17 protein-coding genes and 1 pseudogene are annotated in these 19,905 nt (G+C 67.0%); 7 read left to right on the forward strand and 11 right to left on the reverse strand.

The features are described 5' to 3' along the window. Window positions 1–29: 29 nt before the first annotated feature. Entirely contained in the window at window positions 30–1,538 is a 1,509-nt protein-coding gene (gene gatB, locus ACIA75_RS20425) for an Asp-tRNA(Asn)/Glu-tRNA(Gln) amidotransferase subunit GatB (RefSeq protein WP_397106181.1), read from the forward strand. 102 nt (window positions 1,539–1,640) lie between these two features. On the opposite strand, the gene ACIA75_RS20430 is transcribed toward gatB, so the two are convergent. Together ACIA75_RS20430 and ACIA75_RS20435 are read right to left on the reverse strand one after the other, a co-directional pair. Continuing rightward, window positions 1,641–3,263: a Na+/H+ antiporter NhaC family protein gene (locus ACIA75_RS20430; protein ID WP_397106183.1), complete on the reverse strand. Its 1,623-nt coding sequence runs from the start codon at window positions 3,261–3,263 to the stop codon at window positions 1,641–1,643. Between the two features lie 853 nt (window positions 3,264–4,116). Then, complete coding sequence (locus ACIA75_RS20435; RefSeq protein WP_397106185.1) at window positions 4,117–5,229, reverse strand: PQQ-dependent sugar dehydrogenase; 1,113 nt, start codon at window positions 5,227–5,229, stop codon at window positions 4,117–4,119. 272 nt (window positions 5,230–5,501) lie between these two features. Here ACIA75_RS20435 and ACIA75_RS20440 point away from each other — a divergent pair, with 272 nt between their 5' ends. After that, on the forward strand, window positions 5,502–6,284 hold the full coding sequence (locus ACIA75_RS20440; RefSeq protein ID WP_397106187.1) for a DoxX family protein: 783 nt from the start codon (window positions 5,502–5,504) through the stop codon (window positions 6,282–6,284). A 331-nt stretch (window positions 6,285–6,615) separates the two neighbouring features. Here ACIA75_RS20440 and ilvD read toward each other — a convergent pair whose 3' ends face one another. Both ilvD and ACIA75_RS20450 read right to left on the reverse strand, forming a co-directional pair. Continuing rightward, window positions 6,616–8,457, reverse strand: coding sequence for a dihydroxy-acid dehydratase (gene ilvD / locus ACIA75_RS20445; protein ID WP_397106189.1), 1,842 nt, complete (start codon window positions 8,455–8,457; stop codon window positions 6,616–6,618). Between the two features lie 99 nt (window positions 8,458–8,556). After that, window positions 8,557–9,108, reverse strand: a complete 552-nt coding sequence (locus ACIA75_RS20450) for a PH domain-containing protein (protein ID WP_397106191.1) — start codon at window positions 9,106–9,108, stop codon at window positions 8,557–8,559. A gap of 385 nt (window positions 9,109–9,493) precedes the next feature. On the opposite strand from ACIA75_RS20450, the gene ACIA75_RS20455 reads away from it, so the two are divergent. The 4 genes and pseudogenes from ACIA75_RS20455 (at window position 9,494) to ACIA75_RS20470 (ending at window position 13,606) form a co-directional block, all read left to right on the forward strand. Beyond that, the gene (locus tag ACIA75_RS20455; RefSeq protein ID WP_397106193.1) at window positions 9,494–11,419 is read left to right on the forward strand and encodes an acetolactate synthase large subunit; all 1,926 of its coding nucleotides are present in this window, start codon (window positions 9,494–9,496) and stop codon (window positions 11,417–11,419) included. Beyond that, the gene (ilvN, locus tag ACIA75_RS20460; protein WP_030521893.1) at window positions 11,416–11,919 is read left to right on the forward strand and encodes an acetolactate synthase small subunit; all 504 of its coding nucleotides are present in this window, start codon (window positions 11,416–11,418) and stop codon (window positions 11,917–11,919) included. Before ACIA75_RS20455 ends, ilvN begins: the two co-directional genes overlap by 4 nt. 81 nt (window positions 11,920–12,000) lie before the next feature. Further along, window positions 12,001–13,032 (forward strand): annotated as a pseudogene (gene ilvC / locus ACIA75_RS20465) (ketol-acid reductoisomerase); the annotation flags it as partial. A gap of 103 nt (window positions 13,033–13,135) precedes the next feature. Next, window positions 13,136–13,606 carry a hypothetical protein gene (locus tag ACIA75_RS20470; protein WP_397106195.1) on the forward strand — a complete coding sequence of 157 codons (471 nt, stop codon included), beginning with the start codon at window positions 13,136–13,138 and terminating at the stop codon, window positions 13,604–13,606. Window positions 13,607–13,638: 32 nt separating this feature from the next. Here the strand turns inward: ACIA75_RS20470 and ACIA75_RS20475 are convergent, their stop codons facing one another. The 6 genes from ACIA75_RS20475 to ACIA75_RS20500 all read right to left on the reverse strand — a co-directional run bounded on the left by ACIA75_RS20475 (window position 13,639) and on the right by ACIA75_RS20500 (window position 18,546). Next, window positions 13,639–14,205: a maleylpyruvate isomerase family mycothiol-dependent enzyme gene (locus ACIA75_RS20475; RefSeq protein WP_397106196.1), complete on the reverse strand. Its 567-nt coding sequence runs from the start codon at window positions 14,203–14,205 to the stop codon at window positions 13,639–13,641. Then, on the reverse strand, window positions 14,202–14,678 hold the full coding sequence (locus tag ACIA75_RS20480; protein ID WP_397106198.1) for an SRPBCC family protein: 477 nt from the start codon (window positions 14,676–14,678) through the stop codon (window positions 14,202–14,204). Before ACIA75_RS20480 ends, ACIA75_RS20475 begins: the two co-directional genes overlap by 4 nt. Next, window positions 14,675–15,037, reverse strand: coding sequence for an ArsR/SmtB family transcription factor (locus ACIA75_RS20485; RefSeq protein ID WP_397106200.1), 363 nt, complete (start codon window positions 15,035–15,037; stop codon window positions 14,675–14,677). The genes ACIA75_RS20480 and ACIA75_RS20485 overlap by 4 nt, the downstream gene beginning before the upstream one ends. Before the next feature lie 280 nt (window positions 15,038–15,317). Continuing rightward, window positions 15,318–16,358: a hypothetical protein gene (locus ACIA75_RS20490; protein ID WP_397106202.1), complete on the reverse strand. Its 1,041-nt coding sequence runs from the start codon at window positions 16,356–16,358 to the stop codon at window positions 15,318–15,320. A 95-nt stretch (window positions 16,359–16,453) separates the two neighbouring features. Continuing rightward, window positions 16,454–17,671 carry an ABC transporter permease gene (locus tag ACIA75_RS20495; protein ID WP_397106204.1) on the reverse strand — a complete coding sequence of 406 codons (1,218 nt, stop codon included), beginning with the start codon at window positions 17,669–17,671 and terminating at the stop codon, window positions 16,454–16,456. Continuing rightward, complete coding sequence (locus ACIA75_RS20500) at window positions 17,668–18,546, reverse strand: ABC transporter ATP-binding protein (RefSeq protein ID WP_397106206.1); 879 nt, start codon at window positions 18,544–18,546, stop codon at window positions 17,668–17,670. The genes ACIA75_RS20495 and ACIA75_RS20500 overlap by 4 nt, the downstream gene beginning before the upstream one ends. Before the next feature lie 156 nt (window positions 18,547–18,702). Between ACIA75_RS20500 and ACIA75_RS20505 the strand changes: the two genes are divergently transcribed. Beyond that, the gene (locus ACIA75_RS20505; RefSeq protein WP_397106208.1) at window positions 18,703–19,221 is read left to right on the forward strand and encodes a hypothetical protein; all 519 of its coding nucleotides are present in this window, start codon (window positions 18,703–18,705) and stop codon (window positions 19,219–19,221) included. 33 nt (window positions 19,222–19,254) lie between these two features. Here the strand turns inward: ACIA75_RS20505 and ACIA75_RS20510 are convergent, their stop codons facing one another. Beyond that, complete coding sequence (locus ACIA75_RS20510; RefSeq protein WP_397106210.1) at window positions 19,255–19,839, reverse strand: TetR/AcrR family transcriptional regulator; 585 nt, start codon at window positions 19,837–19,839, stop codon at window positions 19,255–19,257. Between the last annotated feature and the right edge of the window lie 66 nt (window positions 19,840–19,905).

A 19,905-nucleotide genomic window follows, 5' to 3' on the forward strand; every position in this document is an offset into this window, starting at 1 on the left:
GGGGGAGGTGCCCGCATAGACTGTTCGCCATGAGCGCACCCACCGTCGAACTCATGGATTACGCCGATGTCGTGACCCGGTACGAGCCGGTGCTGGGCATGGAGGTCCATGTCGAGCTGAACACCGCGACCAAGATGTTCTGCGGTTGCCCCACCACGTTCGGCGCCGACCCCAATACCCAGGTCTGCCCGGTCTGCCTCGGTCTGCCCGGGTCGCTTCCGGTGGTGAACCAGCAGGCGGTGGAGTCGGCGGTGCGGATCGGGCTGGCGCTGAACTGTTCCATCACCCCGTGGGGCCGGTTCGCGCGCAAGAACTACTTCTACCCCGATCAGCCGAAGAACTATCAGATCAGCCAGTACGACGAGCCCATCGCCACCGGCGGCTACCTGGAGGTCCCGCTCGACGACGGGACCACCTTCCGGGTCGAGATCGAACGCGCCCATATGGAGGAGGACACCGGTAAGTCGGTGCATGTCGGCGGTGCGACCGGCCGGATCCACGGCGCCAGCCATTCGCTGCTCGATTACAACCGGGCCGGGGTGCCGCTGATCGAGATCGTCACCAAACCCATCACCGGCGCCGGCGATAGGGCGCCGGAGGTGGCCCGCGCCTATGTGACCGCCCTGCGCGAAGTGCTGAAATCCCTGAACGTGTCCGATGTCCGGATGGAACACGGCTCGCTGCGCTGCGACGCCAACGTCTCGCTCATGCCGGTCGGCGCGGAGGTTTTCGGCACCCGCACCGAAACCAAGAACGTGAACTCGCTGAAGAGTGTCGAGGTCGCGGTCCGGTTCGAAATGCGCCGTCAGGCAGCCGTTCTCGCGACCGGCGGGGAGATCATCCAGGAGACCCGGCACTTCCACGAGGCCGACGGTTCCACCTCCCCGGGCCGCCGCAAGGAAACCGCCGAGGACTACCGCTACTTCCCCGAACCGGATCTGGAACCGGTTGCCCCCGACGCGGCCTGGGTGGACGGGTTGCGCGGAACCATCCCCGAATATCCGTGGCTGCGGCGTGGGCGGATCCAGACCGAATGGGGTGTTTCCGACGAGGTCATGCGTGATCTGGTCAACGCGGGCGCGCTCGACCTCATCATCGCCACCGTCGACGCCGGTGCCCCGGCCAAGGAGGCGCGCTCCTGGTGGGTCGCCTATCTCACCGAGAAGTCGAACGAGCGCGGGGTCGCGCTCGAGGATCTGCCGATCACCCCGGCTCAGGTAGCCGAGGTGATCGCCCTGGTCGAGGCCAAGACGGTGAACAACAAGGTGGCCAAGCAGGTCGTCGATCTGGTGCTCGACGGCGAAGGGGATCCGGGCGCGATCGTCGAGAGCAAGGGCCTGGGCATGGTCAGCGACGACAGTGCCCTGCAGGCCGAGGTGGACAAGGCGCTGGCGGCCAACCCGGATATCGCCGACAAGATCCGCTCCGGCAAGGTCCAGGCCGCCGGCAAGATCGTCGGGGATGTCATGAAGGCCACCCGTGGCCAGGCCGACGCCGCTCGCGTCCGGGAGCTCGTCCTGGCGGCGTGCGGAAGCTGAGGCGGCATCGAATGATGCGGTGACCGGAAACGGCCCGGCCGCCTGCGGCGTCCGATGGACATCGCAGGCGGCCGGGCCGCTTTCACTTTTCCGGTTGAGCCGTCACAGGACAGCGAAGGCAATACCGGTGGATGTTATGGCGGCGAGCCCGGCCGCGCCCATAGCGAGGGGCAGCTGGGTTTTCACGTGGTCCATGACATCGCCACCGCAGGCAAGGGCGGACATGATCGTCGTATCGGAGATCGGGGAGCACTGGTCGCCGAATACCGCACCGCCGACGACAGCCCCGAAGCACAGGTGCATGAACGTCGCGCTGGGGTCGATCGAGTAGGCCAGTGGCATCGCGATCGGGAAGACGACCGCGAAAGTGCCCCAGGACGAGCCGATCGAGAACGCCACCGCCATGCAGATGCCCATGAGGATGGCGGGCAACAACGGGCCCACCACCAGATCCGAGGTGGTTTCGACGATGTAGTTCGCGGTGCCGAGCTGCTTGGACACGAATCCGAGTGTGACGGCCAGCGCAAGGACCAGCGCACCGACGGTCACGCCCTTGCAGCCGTCGACGAAACCGTCGATGGCTTCACCGAGCGGGAGCCCCTTGATCAGCGCGAGCACGATCGCAACGATCACTGCCAGACCGAACCCCTGGGCGATCAATACGTCGCCAGTGAGGATGTAGGAGCCGATCACGACTGCGAGCAGCACGCCCATGGGAAGGGCGAAATCGATCACGCCGGGCTTGTAGTCCTTCGGCAGCTTCATGGTGACCAGCTCTTCGGAGGTGATCGGTTTCGCGGTCGGCGCATTCAGCTGTCCGGTGGTGCGCGCCCGGTGCATCGCCTTCCGCATGGCGCCGCCGACCCAGGGCAGCTTGCCCCAGGCGAACAGCAGTGTCGCCAGCAGTGCGAAGATCGCGTAGAAGTTGAACGGGATCGAGCTGATGAAGAACGCGACACCGTCGTCCTCGTTGAGGAAGAGCGGCGTCGTGCCCACCACCAGGCCCGCGACGTAGAGCGGCCAGGCATTGAACGGAAGGACTGTCGCGACCGGGGAAGCGGTGGAGTCGACGATGTAGGTCAGCTCTTCCTTCGACACCTTGTGCTTATCGGTGAGCGGACGCACGGTGGTGCCGGCGAGGATCGTCGAAATCGTGCCGCCCTGGTGGAACAGCACGCCCACCAGCCATCCGAAGACCCGGGCACTGACCGGTCCGCGAACCAGCGTGCGACCCGCCAGTTCGGCGAAGGCCTGAGCGCCGCCGGTGCGGGTCCACAGGCCGATCAGTCCGCCCAGCGCCCACAGGTAGACCAGCAGGATTGTCGCGAACGAGACGGTGCCCAGCGCCGGGAGCATGAAACCGTCGACGACGTTGTACTCCGCACTGACGACACCGCCCGTGATGACGCCCAGGAACAGTGCGGCCACCACGTTCTTGGTGGCGAAGACCACCACCAGCGTGACCACCGCGGGCAGCAGGCTGAACACGCCCACATGCTCGCCTTCGCCGGGAAGCTTTCCGGGAGAAAGGAATCCGAGCGCGATCAAACCGATCGCCAGCGCCACCACCCCGAGGATTGTGCGCGAATTGCCCAGCCGGGAGGTATCGAAGAGTTTCTTCAGGCCGGTGGGAGGGGCCGGGGTACTCGCCGCGTCTGTGGGCGGGTCGGAATCTCGACTCGGATCTTCGACTTCGGGTGTTGTACCGGTGCTGACCGTGGACATTGCGACCTCCAATAAGACCCGGATGCGCTCGGCCCCGGGGATGCGCGCCGTATTCGGATGGACCGTGCAGACGGTCCTGGTGGGTGGAGTGGTTCGAGCCCCGCCCCATGGGGCGGGGTGTGTCTGCGTCGACTCGGCCGATGGGTACCGATCAAAGGTGTGCCACCGTGCCACCGCTGTAGTGCGACGGAGCTCTAGGTGTGCGACGCCGTACTACCTTCCCTCAATTAATGCGCCGCTGAATAACGGTACGATAGATCTTGGGCTTTGGGAAGGTCGGATTGCCCCTTCCCGCTGGCGGGAAGTGTTGCTGCGCTGCGGAATAGGGCGGCCTCTGGGGTGCGCTGCCCGATGGGTGGTGTCATCCGGGATCTACGGGGAAGGTACCTACCGAGCCGTTATCTGACGGCTCGGTAGATGGGATCATGGGATCTGTCGGTCTGATCCGGGCTGTTCCGGCGATTCCGCCTCGCCTGCCGCCGAACAGAGATCGCCGGGGACTGGCCCCCTTCCCCGTCGAGCCCGGTGGGCCGGGCCGGGGGAGTCGTGCTCCTTGCGGCCTGTACGGGCGGGGTTCACTGTGCCTGTGACGCTGAGCCGCGAGGGCCAGCGGGTGGGCCGCCGCTCGAAGGGGCGGAAACGAGCCCCGCTCTGCAGGCTCGCGACCGTGTTCCGGTGCGCCGGCCACGGGTGTTTTCGAGCCCTCGGTGTCACCGTTCAGCCCTCGGGACTCGCGCCTGCGGCGTCTGCGCTTCGAGGGCATGAACGACAACGCGGGCCGAAATCTTCACGGGCCGTACAAGACCCGGCGCCGCAGCTGGGTCCGCTGGGTTCGGTGGGGGCCGGGCTGTTCCTAGTCCGGGCCGCCGCCACCACCGGCGGACGGGGGTGGAATCCGGACCACCCGGTCGTCGTTGGGGGTGGGCTGGCCGCCGTCGGATTTGTTCGCGGTGGAGACCCAGATTGTGCCGTCCATGGCGGGGGTGGCGCCGAGCAGGCGGCCGTACTTGTTCGCGATGAAGATACTCGGGGGCGAGGTCACCGCGAAGGTCGTCGGATCCGGCGCTGCCATGGCGAGTGCTTTCGCGTCGGTGAGGGCGATCGCCACCCCGTCGGGGGTGACCGCGCAGCCGGCGACTCCGGGGCGGTCGGGCCAGGTCCATGCCGTGGTGACCACGCCGTCCGGGCCGATCCGCTGCAGCCGGTCCAGTGCCGGAGTGCGATCGGTGAGCCAGATCTGATCGCCGCCGAGGCAGATATCGCCGGCCGAGCCGATCCCCGATACCGCGACTTCGGTGGGGGCGTTCCCGTTGGAGGTCGGGTTGTTCACCCGCAGCAGCTTGCCCGCCGTACTGGCCGGGTCCGTCGCGGCCGCGGGATCCCCGGCATCGCCGGTGAGTACCAGCATCTGATCCGGCGCCGACCATTCGATGGCACCACGATTACCGGTGGCGCCCTTCGGAATTCCCGTCAAGACAGGTTTCGGCGCGCCGCCGCCCTCGGCAATCCGCACCACCCGGTTGTCGCTCGGCGTGGTGACGTAGGCGTAGAGCAGGCCGTCCTCGTGATAGGTGGGGGAGATCGCGATATCGCTCAGCCCGCCGTCCCCGGCCGGGTCGACGTCGACACGGGCCACTTCGACCGGCGGTTGTTCCGGAGTCACCTTCAGGATGCGGCCGGTGCGGCGCTCGGTGACCAGCGCGTACCCGCCCATCTCCACCAGACCGCCGGTCGTGTCCAGGCAGCTGACCACCACGGCCGGGTCGGGGTCGATACACGGTCCGCTCGGGCGGGTGGTCGACGGTTCGGACTGCCTGGGTTTCGTCGGTTCGAGCTCGGCGGCGTCGAGGGTCGGCTCCTCGGTGAACGGACTGGACGCGGAATCGTCGAATCGCGCGCACCCACCGAGCATCAACCCCGCGAGTACCAGCCCCACCGTCACGCGCCGTGCGCCAACCGACCTCATAACGTCCCAACGTAGTGGAAATGTCCCCACCCGCGCCCCCAAGCCCCGCGGTAGTGCGCGACCCGACCGGTCCGCGAGCTAACGGAGCCGTCGATCCGGGTACCCGTTGCGGAGTCGGACACGGCGGGGAGCGGCATGGCGCGGACACGCCGTTGTTTCAAAGGGACCGGAGTGGTTAATCGGCCTACTGTTGAAGAGTGAGTGCCAAGGCGAGAAACGGATCCGTACCTTCGTCCGGGCCCGGGAATCCGTCTACCGCAGAACAGCGCGCGGTGTCGACGACCGCGGGCGGGGTGCACAGCCCCTACGATTCACCGACCGGCCAGTTCCCCAGAGTGGCCATGACCAAGGAGATACCGGCAATGGCTTCGGTCGCCTCGGGTGACAAACCCGGCGAAACCCCCGGTCCGAACGCTCCCGGAGGTGCCGGGGGCGATCCCAGTACCTACACCTACGCGAGTATCCCGCCCGCGGGTACCCAGCCGAGTGGCGCGCTGCGCCGTCGGAACGGGGACGGCCGGCGCGGCACCCTCGATCTCGGCCTGTTCATCCTTCGTCTCGTCGTCGGCGGTACGTTCCTGTACCACGGCCTGCAGAAGCTCACGGGCTGGTTCGACGGTCCGGGGCTGGACGGCACCAAGGACATGATGGAGAAGGGCGGCTGGGACCATCCGTCTGTTGCCGCCGCACTGGTCACGGCCGGTGAGGTGGGCGGTGGTGTCCTGCTGATCCTGGGGCTGGCGACACCGCTGGCCGCCGGGGCGGTGCTCGCCGTGATTCTGGACGCCTGGATGTTCAAACAGGGGATGGTCCCGGACTTCCAGTACGCCACGGGGGAGACCGCGGTCGAAATAGACACCATCCTGGCCGGTGCCGCCATTGCCATTATCTTCACCGGTCCGGGCCGGTGGGCGCTGGACCGCGGCCGTGGCTGGGCCACTCGTCCCGGCACCGGCTCTTTCGTGGTGCTGATCCTGGCGTTCGCCGCCGCGATCTTCACCTACTGGTATCTCCAGGACGGCAACCCGCTCGTCGGGATCGGTCCGTTCGAGTGATCGACACCGGTCACCTGGAGGCGCGGTTTCGATAAACGCCGCCCCGATTCGAAACGGCGCCCGCTCGAATACGAGCGGGCGCCGTCTTTGTTGTCCCGGGCCGGTCGGGGTGCGCGCCGGGCAACGGCCCTCGTCGGTGGAGATCGCCATCGACGCGCAGGCGCGCTGGTCGCTGGTGATCGGACCGACTCCCGCTTACGCGACCGGCGTGCAGCTCATTCGCGCGTACAGCCACGATCCGAAGATATCGCGGGTCCGCGCACCCTCCGGCAGACGGGAAGGCGTCCCACTCGAACTCGGGTGGGACGCCTTCTGTGTCTCAGGGGTTCGATCAGGGCACGTGCCGGACCGCGCCCTTGTCTGCGGAGGTGGCCAGGGCCGCGTAGGCGCGCAGGGCGGTGGTGACCGGGCGCTCCCGGTTCACCGGCTGCCACGGGCGTTCCCGGGCCTCCATCTTGGCGCGGCGCTCGGCCAGCACCGCGTCCTCGACCAGCACCTCGAGGGTGCGGGTGGCGACATCGATGCGGATCCGGTCACCGTTCTCCACCAGCCCGATGGTGCCGCCGCTGGCCGCCTCGGGGGAGATGTGCCCGATGGACAGGCCGGAGGTGCCGCCGGAGAACCGGCCGTCGGTGATCAGCGCGCACACTTTGCCCAGGCCCGCGCCCTTCAGGAAGGCGGTCGGGTGCAGCATCTCCTGCATGCCGGGCCCACCGGCCGGGCCCTCGTAGCGCACCACGATCACATCGCCCGGCTGGATCTTCTTGCCGAGGATCGCCGAAACGGCCTCCTCCTGGGATTCCACCACCACGGCCGGGCCTTCGAAGGTGAACAGGTCCTCGTCGATTCCGGCGGTCTTGAGGACCGCGCCGTCCAGGGCGATGTTCCCGCGCAGCACCACCAGCCCGCCTTCGGCGGTGTAGGCGTGTTCGAGATCGCGGATACAGCCGCCCGCGGCGTCGGTATCCAGGGACGACCAGCGGTTCTCGGTGGAGAACGGTTCGGTGGTGCGCACTCCGCCGGGCGCGGCGTGGAACAGTTCGAGCGCTTCCGCGGACGCCTTACCCGAGCGGATATCCCAGGTATCCAGCCATTCGTCCACGGACGAGCTGTGCACCGTGGTGACATCGGTTTCCAGCAGTCCGGCGCGCCGCAGTTCGCCGAGGATCGCCGGGATACCACCGGCGCGGTGCACGTCTTCCATGTGATAGTCGGAGTTCGGTGCCACCTTCGACAGGGTCGGCACGCGCCGGCTGATCTCCTCGATGGTGTGCAGATCGAAATCGATCTCACCCTCCTGAGCGGCGGCCAGGATGTGCAGGACGGTGTTCGTGGACCCGCCCATCGCCACGTCCAGCGCCATCGCGTTGCGGAAGGCCTTCTCGTTCGCGACATTGCGCGGCAGCACCGAGGCGTCATCGTCGCGATACCAGCGGTTCGCGATATCGATGATCACGCGCCCGGCTCGCTCGAACAGCGCGCGCCGCGCCGCGTGGGTGGCCAGGGTGGAGCCGTTGCCCGGCAGCGCCAGGCCCAGCGCCTCGGTGAGGCAGTTCATCGAGTTCGCGGTGAACATGCCCGAACAGGAACCGCAGGTCGGGCAGGCACTGCGCTCGACCTCGCTGAGACCCTCGTCGGTCACCGCCGAATTCGCGCTGGCCGAGATGGCGGTGATGAGATCGGTCGGCGCCTGGGCGACGCCCCCCACGACCACGGCCTTACCGGCCTCCATCGGACCGCCGGAGACGAACACGGCGGGGATGTTCAGCCGCATGGCCGCGTTCAGCATGCCCGGCGTGATCTTGTCGCAGTTCGAGATACACACCAGCGCGTCGGCGGTGTGCGCGTTCGCCATGTACTCCACGGAGTCGGCGATGATCTCCCGGCTGGGCAGCGAGTAGAGCATGCCGCCGTGACCCATGGCGATACCGTCGTCGACCGCGATGGTGTGGAATTCGCGCGGTACCCCGCCCGCTGCCCGGACCGCCTCCGCCACGATCTCCCCGACGTTCTTCAGGTGCACATGCCCGGGAACGAACTGCGTGTAGGAGTTGGCGATCGCGACGATCGGCTTACCGAAGTCGGAATCGGTCATACCGGTGGCCCGCCACAGGGAGCGGGCGCCGGCGGCATTGCGGCCGATGGTGGTCGTACGGGAACGAAGCGCTGGCATGGGTGTCCTCGGTCTGGTCGCGGGGGCTGAGAATTGCGACTTCGCCGTATCGCCCGGCGGCGCGGAACCGCCTTCCGGTGCGATCGGCGTTTCCTCAGGCTACTCCCGTTCGGAAGTGGATTCGGGGCCGGTATCGCCGGTGGGGGAGCCGGAGTCGGCTGCGCGCGTGTCTTTATCAGTGGATACCGCACCGGAGTCGTCGTCCGCGGGTTTCTCGCCGGCGGGTTTCTCGCTCATGGGCTCGGCGCCGGATTTCTCGGCCGCGGGATCGGCGGTCGTATCGGAATCCGGGAGGGCGAAGGGGTCGGGAATCCGCCCGCCGGACGCGTCCACCAGATCGCGCAGGCGGTCGTAGCTCACCGCCGGCAGCGGTACTTCGGTGTCGTCGTCGAGGTGGGCCCGCACGTATCCGCGCTTGGGGATGCTCAGTCCCTGCACCCGGTCCCAGTCGATATGCCGGGAGGAGAACAGCGACCGGAGATCGAGGCCGCGCGGCGACACCGTGGTCTGTGTCCGCAGGATCCAGACGATCACCGCGATCGGGATCAGCACCAGCCAGAAGAACCCGGCCGGCGAGCCGACGATCGGGAAGAACACACACAGCGCCAGGATCACCACACCCAGGAACGCCAGCCGTGTCGTGCGGATCACACGCGTCGGACCCGGCGGCGCCGTATCCCCACCCGTTACCTCCGCGGCCGCGGGGATATGGGACGATTCAGGAGGTGGCACGGACTGATGCGGTGATGACACACCACCATCCTCGCATCATGGTGGACGGGCGTGAGCACCCGCTACCTTCTCACATAATGGGAAGACAGCGGTGAGCTGTTTGACTCTGCACCACACGCACACATACCGTCATGCGCGTGAATCGAAACGAGTTGCTCGTAATCGGCCGGCGCGTCCAGCGCTGAGCCAGACGATCCGCATACGTCAGCTCGCACTGCGACGCGCCACCCTCGAACAGCCACCGGCTGTCGGGGGATTTTTTATGTCGGGACCAGTGAACGACAAGCAGTAAGGAACCAAGACGGTGAGCGCACCAACTACCAGGCCCGGGCCCGCGGCCCGCAAGCCCGCGCCTTCGAACCCGCCGGCCCCGGCGGGTGCTCCGACCACCCCGGCGAATCGCCGCCAGGTCCCGCCCGAGCGGGTCACCGGCGCGCAGTCCGTCGTCCGCTCGCTCGAGGAGCTCGGCGTCGACACGGTATTCGGCATTCCCGGTGGCGCTGTCCTTCCTGTCTACGACCCGCTCTTCGATTCCACCAAGGTCCGCCATGTGCTCGTGCGTCATGAACAGGGCGCGGGCCACGCGGCGACCGGATACGCCCAGGCCACCGGCAAGGTCGGTGTGTGTATGGCCACCTCCGGTCCGGGCGCGACCAACCTGGTGACCCCCATCGCGGACGCCCAGATGGACTCCGTGCCGATGGTCGCGATCACCGGTCAGGTGGGCCGCAGCCTGATCGGCACCGATGCTTTCCAGGAAGCCGATATCTCCGGCATCACCATGCCGATCACCAAGCACAACTTCCTGATCAAAGACGGGGTCGATATCCCGCGGATGCTCGCCGAGGCTTTCTATCTGGCCTCCAGCGGACGCCCCGGCGTGGTGCTGGTCGATATCCCGAAGGATGTGCTGCAGGAGCAGACCACCTTCAGCTGGCCGCCGGAGATGCGGCTGCCCGGCTACCGACCGGTCACCAAACCGCACGGTAAGCAGGTGCGCGAAGCGGCCCGGCTGATCGCCGAGGCCACCGCCCCCGTGCTCTACGTCGGCGGTGGCGTGATCAAATCCGAGTCCTCGGCCGAACTGCTGGAGCTGGCCGAACTCACCGGTATCCCGGTGGTCACCACCCTGATGGCGCGGGGCGCGTTCCCCGACAGCCACAAGCTGAACCTGGGTATGCCCGGTATGCACGGCACGGTGGCCGCGGTCGCCGCCCTGCAGAAATCGGATCTGCTCATCACCCTCGGCGCGCGTTTCGACGACCGGGTCACCGGCCAGCTGGATTCCTTCGCCCCCGACGCGAAGATCATCCACGCCGATATCGACCCCGCCGAGATCGGTAAGAACCGCTACGCCGACGTCCCGATCGTGGGCGACTGCCGCGAGGTGCTCACCGAGCTCATCGAAACCCTGCGCGCCGACCCGGCCGGTATCGACCTGGACCTGACCGCCTGGTGGACCTACCTCGACGGAGTTCGCGAGTCCTACCCGCTGGGCTGGACCGCGCCGTCGGACGGGGCGCTCTCCCCGGAGTACGTGATCGAGACCCTGGGCCGCCTGGCCGGACCCGATGCCATCTACTGCGCGGGCGTCGGCCAGCACCAGATGTGGGCCGCCCAGTTCATCAAGTACGAGAACCCCCGCACCTGGCTGAACTCCGGCGGCGCCGGAACCATGGGTTACGCGGTGCCCGCCGCCATGGGCGCCAAAATGGGTAAGCCCGACAGCGAAGTGTGGGCGGTCGACGGTGACGGTTGCTTCCAGATGACCAACCAGGAACTCGCCACCTGCGCGGTGGAGGGTGTGCCGATCAAGGTCGCGCTGATCAACAACGGCAACCTGGGCATGGTCCGTCAGTGGCAGACCCTGTTCTACGACAAGCGCTACTCCAACACCGACCTCAAGACCCACGGCCTGCGCATCCCCGATTTCGTGAAACTCGCCGAGGCACTCGGCTGCCACGGCATCCGGGTGGAGAAGGAAGAGGATGTGGAGGCCGCGATCCGCGAGGCCCAGTCGATCAACGACCGGCCCGTGGTGATCGATTTCATCGTCGGCAAGGACGCTCAGGTGTGGCCGATGGTCGCCGCCGGCACCAGTAACGACGAGATCATGGCCGCGCGCGGGATCCGCCCGCTGTTCGACGAGGACGAGCAGGCCGCCGAGCCGGCCGTCATCCACGAGGCCATGACCCGCGAGCAGAAGGAAACCGAGGGCAATCCGTCATGAGTACCACGCACACCCTCAGCGTTCTGGTCGAGGACAAGCCGGGCGTGCTGGCCCGCGTGGCCAGCCTGTTCTCCCGTCGCGGATTCAATATCGAGTCCCTCGCGGTCGGCGCGACCGAGGTCAAGGAGATCTCCCGGATGACCATCGTGGTCACCGTCGATGATCTGCCGCTCGAACAGGTCACCAAACAGCTCAACAAGCTGGTGAACGTCATCAAGATCGTGGAGCAGGATCCGGAAACCTCGGTGGCCCGCGAACTGATCCTGGTGAAGGTCCGCGCCGATGCCAGTGTGCGCACCCAGGTCATCGAATCGGTGAACCTGTTCCGCGCCAAGGTGATCGACGTGTCGCCCGACGCTCTCACCGTCGAAGCGACCGGTACCCGCTCCAAGCTCGACGCCCTGCTGCGCATGCTCGAGCCGTACGGCATCCGCGAGATCGTGCAATCCGGGGTGGTGGCTGTGGGCCGCGGACCCAAATCCATCACCGCCACCCGCTGAACCACGGCCGGGCGCACCCCGCGCCCGGCCGTCTTTCACGCCTCGTTTACCGTTTCCCGCGTTTCGCGGGTTCGAAATAGTCAGAAGGGATACCACCAAGTGGCAGTCGAGATGTTCTACGACGACGATGCCGATCTGTCGATCATCCAGGGCCGTAAGGTCGCGGTGATCGGGTACGGCAGCCAGGGGCACGCGCATTCGCTGAGCCTGCGTGACTCCGGCGTCGAGGTCCGGATCGGTCTGAAGGAAGGCTCCAAGTCGCGGGCCAAGGCCGAAGAGGCCGGGCTGACCGTCGGCACCCCTGCCGAGGTTTCGGAGTGGGCCGACGTCATCATGCTGCTGGCCCCCGATACCGCGCAGGCCGCGATCTTCAGTAACGAGATCGAGCCCAACCTGAAGGACGGCGACGCGCTGTTCTTCGGCCACGGTCTCAACATCCACTTCGGCCTGATCAAGCCGGGCGCCGAGATCACCATCGGCATGGTGGCCCCCAAGGGCCCCGGCCACCTGGTGCGCCGCCAGTTCGTCGACGGCAAGGGCGTGCCTGCGCTCATCGCCATCGAGCAGGACCCGAAGGGCGAGGGCCAGGCCCTGGCGCTGTCCTACGCCAAGGGTATCGGCGGCACCCGCGCCGGCGTCATCAAGACCACGTTCAAGGAAGAGACCGAAACCGACCTCTTCGGCGAGCAGGCCGTGCTCTGCGGCGGCACCGAGGAACTGGTCAAGACCGGTTTCGAGGTCATGGTCGAGGCCGGTTACGCCCCGGAGATGGCCTACTTCGAGGTGCTGCACGAGCTGAAGCTGATCGTCGACCTCATGTACGAGGGCGGCATCGCGCGGATGAACTACTCGGTCTCCGACACCGCCGAGTTCGGTGGCTACCTGTCGGGCCCGCGGGTCATCGACGCCGACACCAAGAAGCGCATGCAAGACATCCTCAAGGACATCCAGGACGGCACCTTCGTCAAGCGCCTGGTCGCCAACGTCGAGGGCGGCAACAAGGAGCTCGAGGGCCTGCGCAAGCAGAACGCCGAGCACCCGATCGAGGTCACCGGCAAGAAGCTGCGCGACCTGATGAGCTGGGTCGACCGCCCGATCACCGAAACCGCCTGATCCGGCCGCATACGCTGAAGGGCCCGTCCGCGACCTGCGGACGGGCCCTCTTCGCGTTCCCGGTACCCTGTTTTCAGATCGTATTCTGAGTTATTCTCGGTACGTGAGTTCGACTGCGGACGACCACGTCACCTTCTCCGACCTATCGCGGCATCCAAAAGAGGTCGCCGAGCGGGCGACCCGACTCGGCCGGGTGCGGGTCACCCACCGAGATGCGGTGGACTTCTACCTGACCGCGGCCGACCGGCAGGATCTACGCGACGAGTCGCTTTCAGCGGCTTCCCGGTTGTTCCTTGCGCTCCTCAAACACGACCGATCCGCCCGCACTCTGATGCTGGCGATGCCGGACGTCTTTCCCTGGGTGCGCCACCTCTCCGAGCAGGAGACCAAGGAATTCACGGTAGAGCTGGCCGAAGTACTTTCTGACGCCGCCGAACTCGATGCGGACCTCGCGGTTCGCGAAACCCTGGCAGGTTGGCGGGCCACAGCCCGAATCAAGGCAGATCCCGCGGCGTACCGGGCAGCTCAGGCCCCCACCGAGGGCGATTTCGGCACAGTGGGTTTCGGCGTATGAGCCCCAAACGCGGCGATCGCGTGATCGTACCTTCAGCGGCTCGCGGACCAGGCCGGGTCGCGGCCGATGAATGCCATCAATCGGTCTTGCGGGGATGCGTCCGGGGCGACGGGGACGGCAGTGCCGAACTGGCCGCTTTCGCGGAGCATCGGTTCTATCGGCTGCATGCCTGCCAGCGTGGTGGCGCAACGGTCCTGGCCGAGGTCGGGTTCGTGGCCGAGGGCTTTGGCCAGGTCCCAGGTGTGCATCCAGATGTCCGGGGTGTAGAACTCGTCGATGGCCTCGTCGACGGGGCGTTCCCCGAAATGCGGGTTGCGCAGGACCCGGCCCGCGGGGTTGTCGAGTATTGCCTGGATATCGGCGACGTGCCGCTGCCAGGCGGCGGCGGGGTCCGCGGCGACGTCGAGGGCCGGGAGTTCGATACCGGCGCCACCGAGGAAGCCCCGGGACCACTCGATCAGATGGGTCACGATATCCAGCGCCGTCCACTCGGCGACCGGGCTCGGGCGCGACCAGTCACCGGGGGCGGCGGATTCGACGAGAGCGGTGAATCCGGCGGCGTCGTGCTCGTGCCGTTCGGCCGGACCTGCCGCCGTCATGCCCGCTCCGCGAGCAGTTCGTCGAGTTTGGCGTAGCCCTCTTCCACCCCGACGTTCATTCCGCTGGCCAGCATGCCGTCGCGGATCTCGAAACTTTCGACCACGCTCAGCACGCGCAGCCGGGTGCGTCCGCCCGCGAGTGCTTCGAAGGTGAGCGTTTCCAGTGCGACGCCGTCGGGTTCGCCCTCGTAGGTGAAGGTCCAGACGATTCGTTCGTTGGGGCGGACCTCGTGGAAGCTGCCGAAGAAGGTGGCGATTTCGGCGCCGTCCCGGTCGTTGGCGAAGGCCCACGCGCCGCCGGTGCGGGCATCCCAAGCGGTGATTCTGGTGGTCACACTGCGCGGACCGACCCATTGCGCGTAGAGCTCGGGATCGACGTGGGTGCGGTACACCTGTTCGGGGGTGGCGTCGAATTCCCGGATGATCTCGATCGTGGGGACTTTGTCGTCCGCGATGATCTCGGTGGTGGTCATGAAGCGTCCTTCTTTCGGCTCGTGTGGTCGGTGTCGGTCATTCGGCTCAGCAGGGTGTCGAGGCGCTGATAGCGTTCCTCCGCTTTCCGGCGGTAACGTTCGATCCACTTCGTCATCAGGCTGAATACCTCCGCGTCGAGATGGACCGGCCGGCGCTGGGCATCTCTGCTCCGGGTCACCAGTCCGGCGTCCTCCAGGACTTTCACGTGCTTCGAAATCGCCTGAAGGCTCATGTCGTACGGTTCCGCCAGCTCGCCCACGGTGGCGTCCGCATCGGCGAGCCGGGCCACGAGCTTGCGCCGGGTCGGGTCCGCCAATGCCGCGAACACCCGGTTGAGCTGTTCGGTGTCTTCGTCCACTGTCTTCCTCAACTCTTGAGTTGAATAACACCATAACGCGATTTCGACGAGTATTCAACCAATGGGTTGAATAAGGTGTCGAGCGATCCCGGCTGGGGGAGCCTGTGCGGGCGTTCTGAGAGCCGAGTCGACCGGCCGATCACCGAAACAGCCCGAGCGGTCCACTGATACAGCGCTGAAAAGGGGCCCTTCCGCGGTGGCGGGAAGGGCCCCTTGCTGTCCGTGCCGAATCAGGTGAAGTGGTCCGCCGCGGGTCTCCGCTCCTACTTTCCTGTCGAACTCACTGCATGATTTCCAGGTGCGGGTGGTCGAAGGACGTGGGGCAGATGTAGATCTGCATGTTGTAGCCGCGGCCGATCTGCACCATCGGTGGGTTCCACGGCTCGCGCAGTCCGAAGGGGGCCGCACTGGACTCGCGGTCTTCGAGTGGGATCCAGCTACCGCTTCCCCCATCCCATTCGCCGGTACTGATGGTGAGCAGCGGCCGGTACTCGGCATCGCAGGCTTTGCATTTCATCGGCCAGGGGTCGGTGAAGCTCCACGGTCCCCAGCCGCCGACCTTCCAGCCGGGAGCGACGGAGTGCTCGTACTGGTAGTAGGCGGACCCGGGGCCGTCTTCCTGCTCCTGGCCTGTCCCGGAATGCTGGCTCAGGCCCCAGTCGTGCAGGCGCTCCCTGAGTTCCCTCGGTAATTCGTGTGGTGCCGGGTACTCGTCCACAACCTCAGGATGCACGATGCACGGCTCGGGAACGTACAGTCCGTAGTGGTCGACATCGAGGGGTTCCGGTGGGTCGGCGAGCAGATCGCGGACGCTGCCGGAATCGCGCCAGACAAGGTGGGCCGCGGGAAGACACATCTCGTCGTGATCCAGGGGACACCACAGCACTTGCAGTAGGTCCGTTCCCGCGGGACCGGTCAGTCCGGGTATATCGCGGATGTAGAGCTGAGCGACCGGGAGCAGCGCATTCGGCTCGTCGTCGTGCTCGGGATGCCCTGCTTCGAGTTCGGCCAGGCGTGCCCGCTGTTCGGAGGTGAGCAGGTCCTCGCCGGAGGCGCGCGGCCGGAGCCAGGCTTCTTCCAGCATCGCCCGCTGCTCGCGGATGTCGGCAACGGAGCTGGGCATCTGCCAGTGGTCGTGCTCTTGTACGCAGACCGGCCATTCCTCGTCGGCTGGCCACAGCAACGGACCGCCGATGGAGCTCTGGTGAACGGTGGGTAGGCCGGGACGGGGGTGCAGGCGAACTGCCTGCCGCACCAACGGAGCCAGCTCAGGAAAAACCGACGCGATATCGACCGGCCGAGGTGGGGTTGTTCTCGCCATCGGTACTCCTTCACCGCTCACCGACGAGTTTCGGACGGCACTCTATTCCGTCCCCCGGCCCGGCACGGCTCGGGTACTTCCCAGAGCTGACCGGGTCAATCCTCGACGCTGAGTGCCTGCCGGTACGTCAGACGCCCCTGCGTCTGCATCAGTGAGCGGCGATAGATCCGCTCCGCGACGACCACGATTCCGTAGGCCGCGGCCGCCATGACGGCGAGGGCGACGAGCGGCTCCCACCACGCGGCCGTCCCTTCGGCGAGGCGGGCGGGCATGGTGACGATCGAAACGATCGGCACGTAGGACAAGACGGTCTGCGCCGTGCCGGAGGAGAAGATGCCGAGGAACAGCACGATCATGATCAGCATGCTCAGCGGGGTGGAGGTCGACTGCAGGTCCTCGTTGCGGGTCGCGAGGGAGCCGGCGACGGCCCACAGGCTGGCCAGGGCGAGGAATCCGACGATGAAGAAGACGAGGAACCATCCTGCCGCACCGGCGATCTGGGTGATGCGTTCGGTATTTCCCATCACCGCCAATCCGGCCAGACCCGCGCCCGCGAACAGGACGAGCTGCCCGAACGCCATCACGGTATTGCCGACGATCTTGCCGATCAGCAACTGCCGCAGGGGGATCGCGCTGGCGAGGATCTCGACGATCCGGTTCTGCTTCTCCTCGACCACGCTCTGCGCGATGGACATTCCGAACAGGAGCGAGGCGACATAGAACAGGAACGCGAACACGAACGTCATGATTTTCGCGAACGCGGGGTCGATCGTGGACTCGTCCAGCAGGTCGTAGGTCACCTGGGCGCCCTGGGACAGCTCTTGGAGCGAGGTGCCCGCGGCCGCGGCGTTGCGTTGCAGTGCGAGTTGCTGGGCGGCGGTCGTCACATAGGTGCTGACCTCGTCGTTCACCGATTCCTTGCCGATGAGCCGCCACCCGCCGGGTGCGGCTGCGAGGCCCGCATCGACCTCTCCGTCGCGCACCTGCTGTTCGACGGCGGCGAGGTCGGCGACCGGACGGGCGGCGAAGGTGACATCGCCGCCGGCGTTTTCGGCGAGGACCCCGGCCGTCTGCACCACTTGGCCCGCGTCCGTCCCGGTGAACGCGATATCGACGGTCTCGGTGCGCCCGCTCATGAATCCGCTGACGGCCAGCGACGCGACGATCGCCACGATTGTGATCACCGTCGAGATGAGGAAGTTACGGTCGCGCAGCTTGACCATCACTTCCCGTTCCGTGACGATCCGCCACACTCCGCGCGGCGCGGCATCCGCAGCGATCTCGTGGTTATCCGGCCGGTCCGATTCGCTCATGCCGTCACCTCTCGGAAGATCTCCGCGACCGACGGCCGCACCTCGGCGAATTCCTGCACCGACCCGCGCGCCAGCGCCTCGGTGAGTACCTGGTCGGTGGTCGCACCGGTGAGCTCGAGCAGCACCCCCGACCCGTTGCGTTCGACCACGCTGACCCCGGCGAACTCACTCAACCAGCCGGTATCCGCACCGGCCCGCAGCCGGTACCGCAGCGCACCGGCCGCCCGCAGCTGCGCCGCCGAGCCTTGCGCGACGACCCGGCCGTTCGCGAGGATCACCAGCCGATCGCACAACCGCTCCACCAGATCCAGTTGATGTGAGGAGAACAGCACCGGCACACCCTGTGCCGCGTATTCGGCCAGCAGTTCCGCCATCGAATCGACGGCGACCGGGTCCAGCCCGGAGAACGGTTCGTCCAGCACCAATGCCGACGGCTGCGCGACCACCGCCGCGGCGATCTGCACCCGCTGCTGGTTGCCGAGCGACAGCGACTCCAGCTTGTCCTTGCCCCGATCACCGAGCCCGAACCGCTCCAGCAATTCCGCGGTCCGCCGCCTGCCCTCGGCCGCCGAAAGTCCGCGCAACCGAGCCAGATACACCAGCTGATCCAGCACGGGCTGCTTCGGATACAACCCGCGCTCCTCCGGCATATACCCGAACGAACGCCGGTCGGCGACAGTCACCGGCCGACCGTCCCAGCGCACCTCGCCGCCATGGATGGCCAGCACTCCCATGATCATCCGCATGGTCGTGGTCTTGCCGGCCCCGTTGCCGCCGACGAACCCGGTGAGCGCACCCGCCTCCACCTCGAACGACACATCGTCGACCGCTGTCTTGTCGCCGAACCGGCGCACCAGATGTGCTACCTCGAGCATCGAACCTCCCCACTCGTTGATGGGGCCGACACTACCCGGATGCTGTCGTGCAGGACGGCGCCCAGCTCGATCAGTCCTCGGCCGACGATCATCGGATCCTGTCACCTGGGCCGCGCGATGGGCACGAAAGTTGTTGCCCGCAAGTACAGTAACGGTGTGGCACTGGAGTGGCTGGCGGTTGCCGGAACGTTGGGCGGGGCGCTTGTCGGGGCGGGCTCCACCATGATGGTCGAGACCTTGCGCGCGCGGCGGGAGCGACGGAGCCGGCTCGAGGACACCCGGCGACAGGTGTATGTGAAGACCTTGACCGCGCTGACGCAGACCGACACCGCGATGCAGGCGCTCGCGATAGAAGGGCCGACACCGCTGGGCCGGGCCGACGCCACCGCCGCATTCCGTTCCCATAATCTCGTCGCCGCCGTCTACGAACTGGAGCTGATCGCGCCGAAGGCGGTCAGCGATGACGCGTGGCAGGTGTACCGGCGGTTGCGTGATATGCGCGAGTTGCTGATCGCGCAGCCTGTCGTCGTCGACCGCGCCGGTTCGGGTTCATCGGAATGGCAAGCGGTCCACGATCCGTTCCTGGCTGCGCTGGACAGGCTCCGCGCGGCCATGCGAGACGAGCCGGGCGCCCTCTCGCAGCCCCGGAGCGATAACGCGGCTCGCAACGGCTGACCGCGGGGTGCCGGCCCCGGTGCCCAGGTCGCGTCAGCGCGCCGCGGCGCCGTCCAGTACCAGATCAACTGCCGCCGCGAGATCGTCTTCGTGCACTGCGTCGGCGCGCAGGAAAAGGCGGAACCACATGGCTCCCGCGAGCATGTCCATGATCAGCCGGGGGTCGGTGTGTTCCGGCAGTTCGCCGCGGTCGATCGCCCGGCGGAAGATCGGGTGCTCGCGCTCGGCGCGGTCGGCGAAGAACGCGCGGCCGATGGCCGCGAGCGCGGGGCTGTGCGGTGCCGCTGCCAGGACCGCGGCGGCGATGGGGGCGGTTGCGCTGCTGGTGAGCAGGGTGTGGATGCTGCGGCTCGTCTCGACGAGGTCGCCGCGCAGGCTGCCTGTATCGGGTACGGAGAAGGTGAGTAGATCGGAGTGGGTGAGGGCCGCGGCCAGGACCTCGTCCTTGGACTTCCACCACCGGTACAGCGTGGTCTTGTTGACCTCGGAGCGTAGGGCGATTGCCTCCATGGTCAGGCCCTCGTAGCCCTTGTCGGCGAGGAGTTCCAGAGTGGCGGTGAAGATTGCGTCGGCGCGCCGCGGCCGGCCACTCGTGTTCCCGTCGGAGGCGGTATCCATGTCGGAACCATACAACGCAACGTTGCGTTGGGTTGAATGACGCGCTACGTTGCAACACAACGTTGC

The organism is Nocardia sp. NPDC051750 (genome assembly GCF_044453135.1).
In the GTDB taxonomy this organism is placed as follows: Bacteria; Actinomycetota; Actinomycetes; order Mycobacteriales; family Mycobacteriaceae; genus Nocardia.

Coding starts and splice junctions, on each gene's coding strand:
- ACIA75_RS20495 (WP_397106204.1), bottom strand. CDS start 17,671: ATGAGCGAATCGGACCGGCCGGATAACCACGAGATCGCTGCGGATGCC.
- gatB (WP_397106181.1), top strand. CDS start 30: ATGAGCGCACCCACCGTCGAACTCATGGATTACGCCGATGTCGTGACC.
- ACIA75_RS20430 (WP_397106183.1), bottom strand. CDS start 3,263: ATGTCCACGGTCAGCACCGGTACAACACCCGAAGTCGAAGATCCGAGT.
- ilvN (WP_030521893.1), top strand. CDS start 11,416: ATGAGTACCACGCACACCCTCAGCGTTCTGGTCGAGGACAAGCCGGGC.
- ACIA75_RS20510 (WP_397106210.1), bottom strand. CDS start 19,839: ATGGATACCGCCTCCGACGGGAACACGAGTGGCCGGCCGCGGCGCGCC.
- ACIA75_RS20490 (WP_397106202.1), bottom strand. CDS start 16,358: ATGGCGAGAACAACCCCACCTCGGCCGGTCGATATCGCGTCGGTTTTT.
- ACIA75_RS20435 (WP_397106185.1), bottom strand. CDS start 5,229: ATGAGGTCGGTTGGCGCACGGCGCGTGACGGTGGGGCTGGTACTCGCG.
- ACIA75_RS20475 (WP_397106196.1), bottom strand. CDS start 14,205: ATGACGGCGGCAGGTCCGGCCGAACGGCACGAGCACGACGCCGCCGGA.
- ACIA75_RS20480 (WP_397106198.1), bottom strand. CDS start 14,678: ATGACCACCACCGAGATCATCGCGGACGACAAAGTCCCCACGATCGAG.
- ilvD (WP_397106189.1), bottom strand. CDS start 8,457: ATGCCAGCGCTTCGTTCCCGTACGACCACCATCGGCCGCAATGCCGCC.
- ACIA75_RS20500 (WP_397106206.1), bottom strand. CDS start 18,546: ATGCTCGAGGTAGCACATCTGGTGCGCCGGTTCGGCGACAAGACAGCG.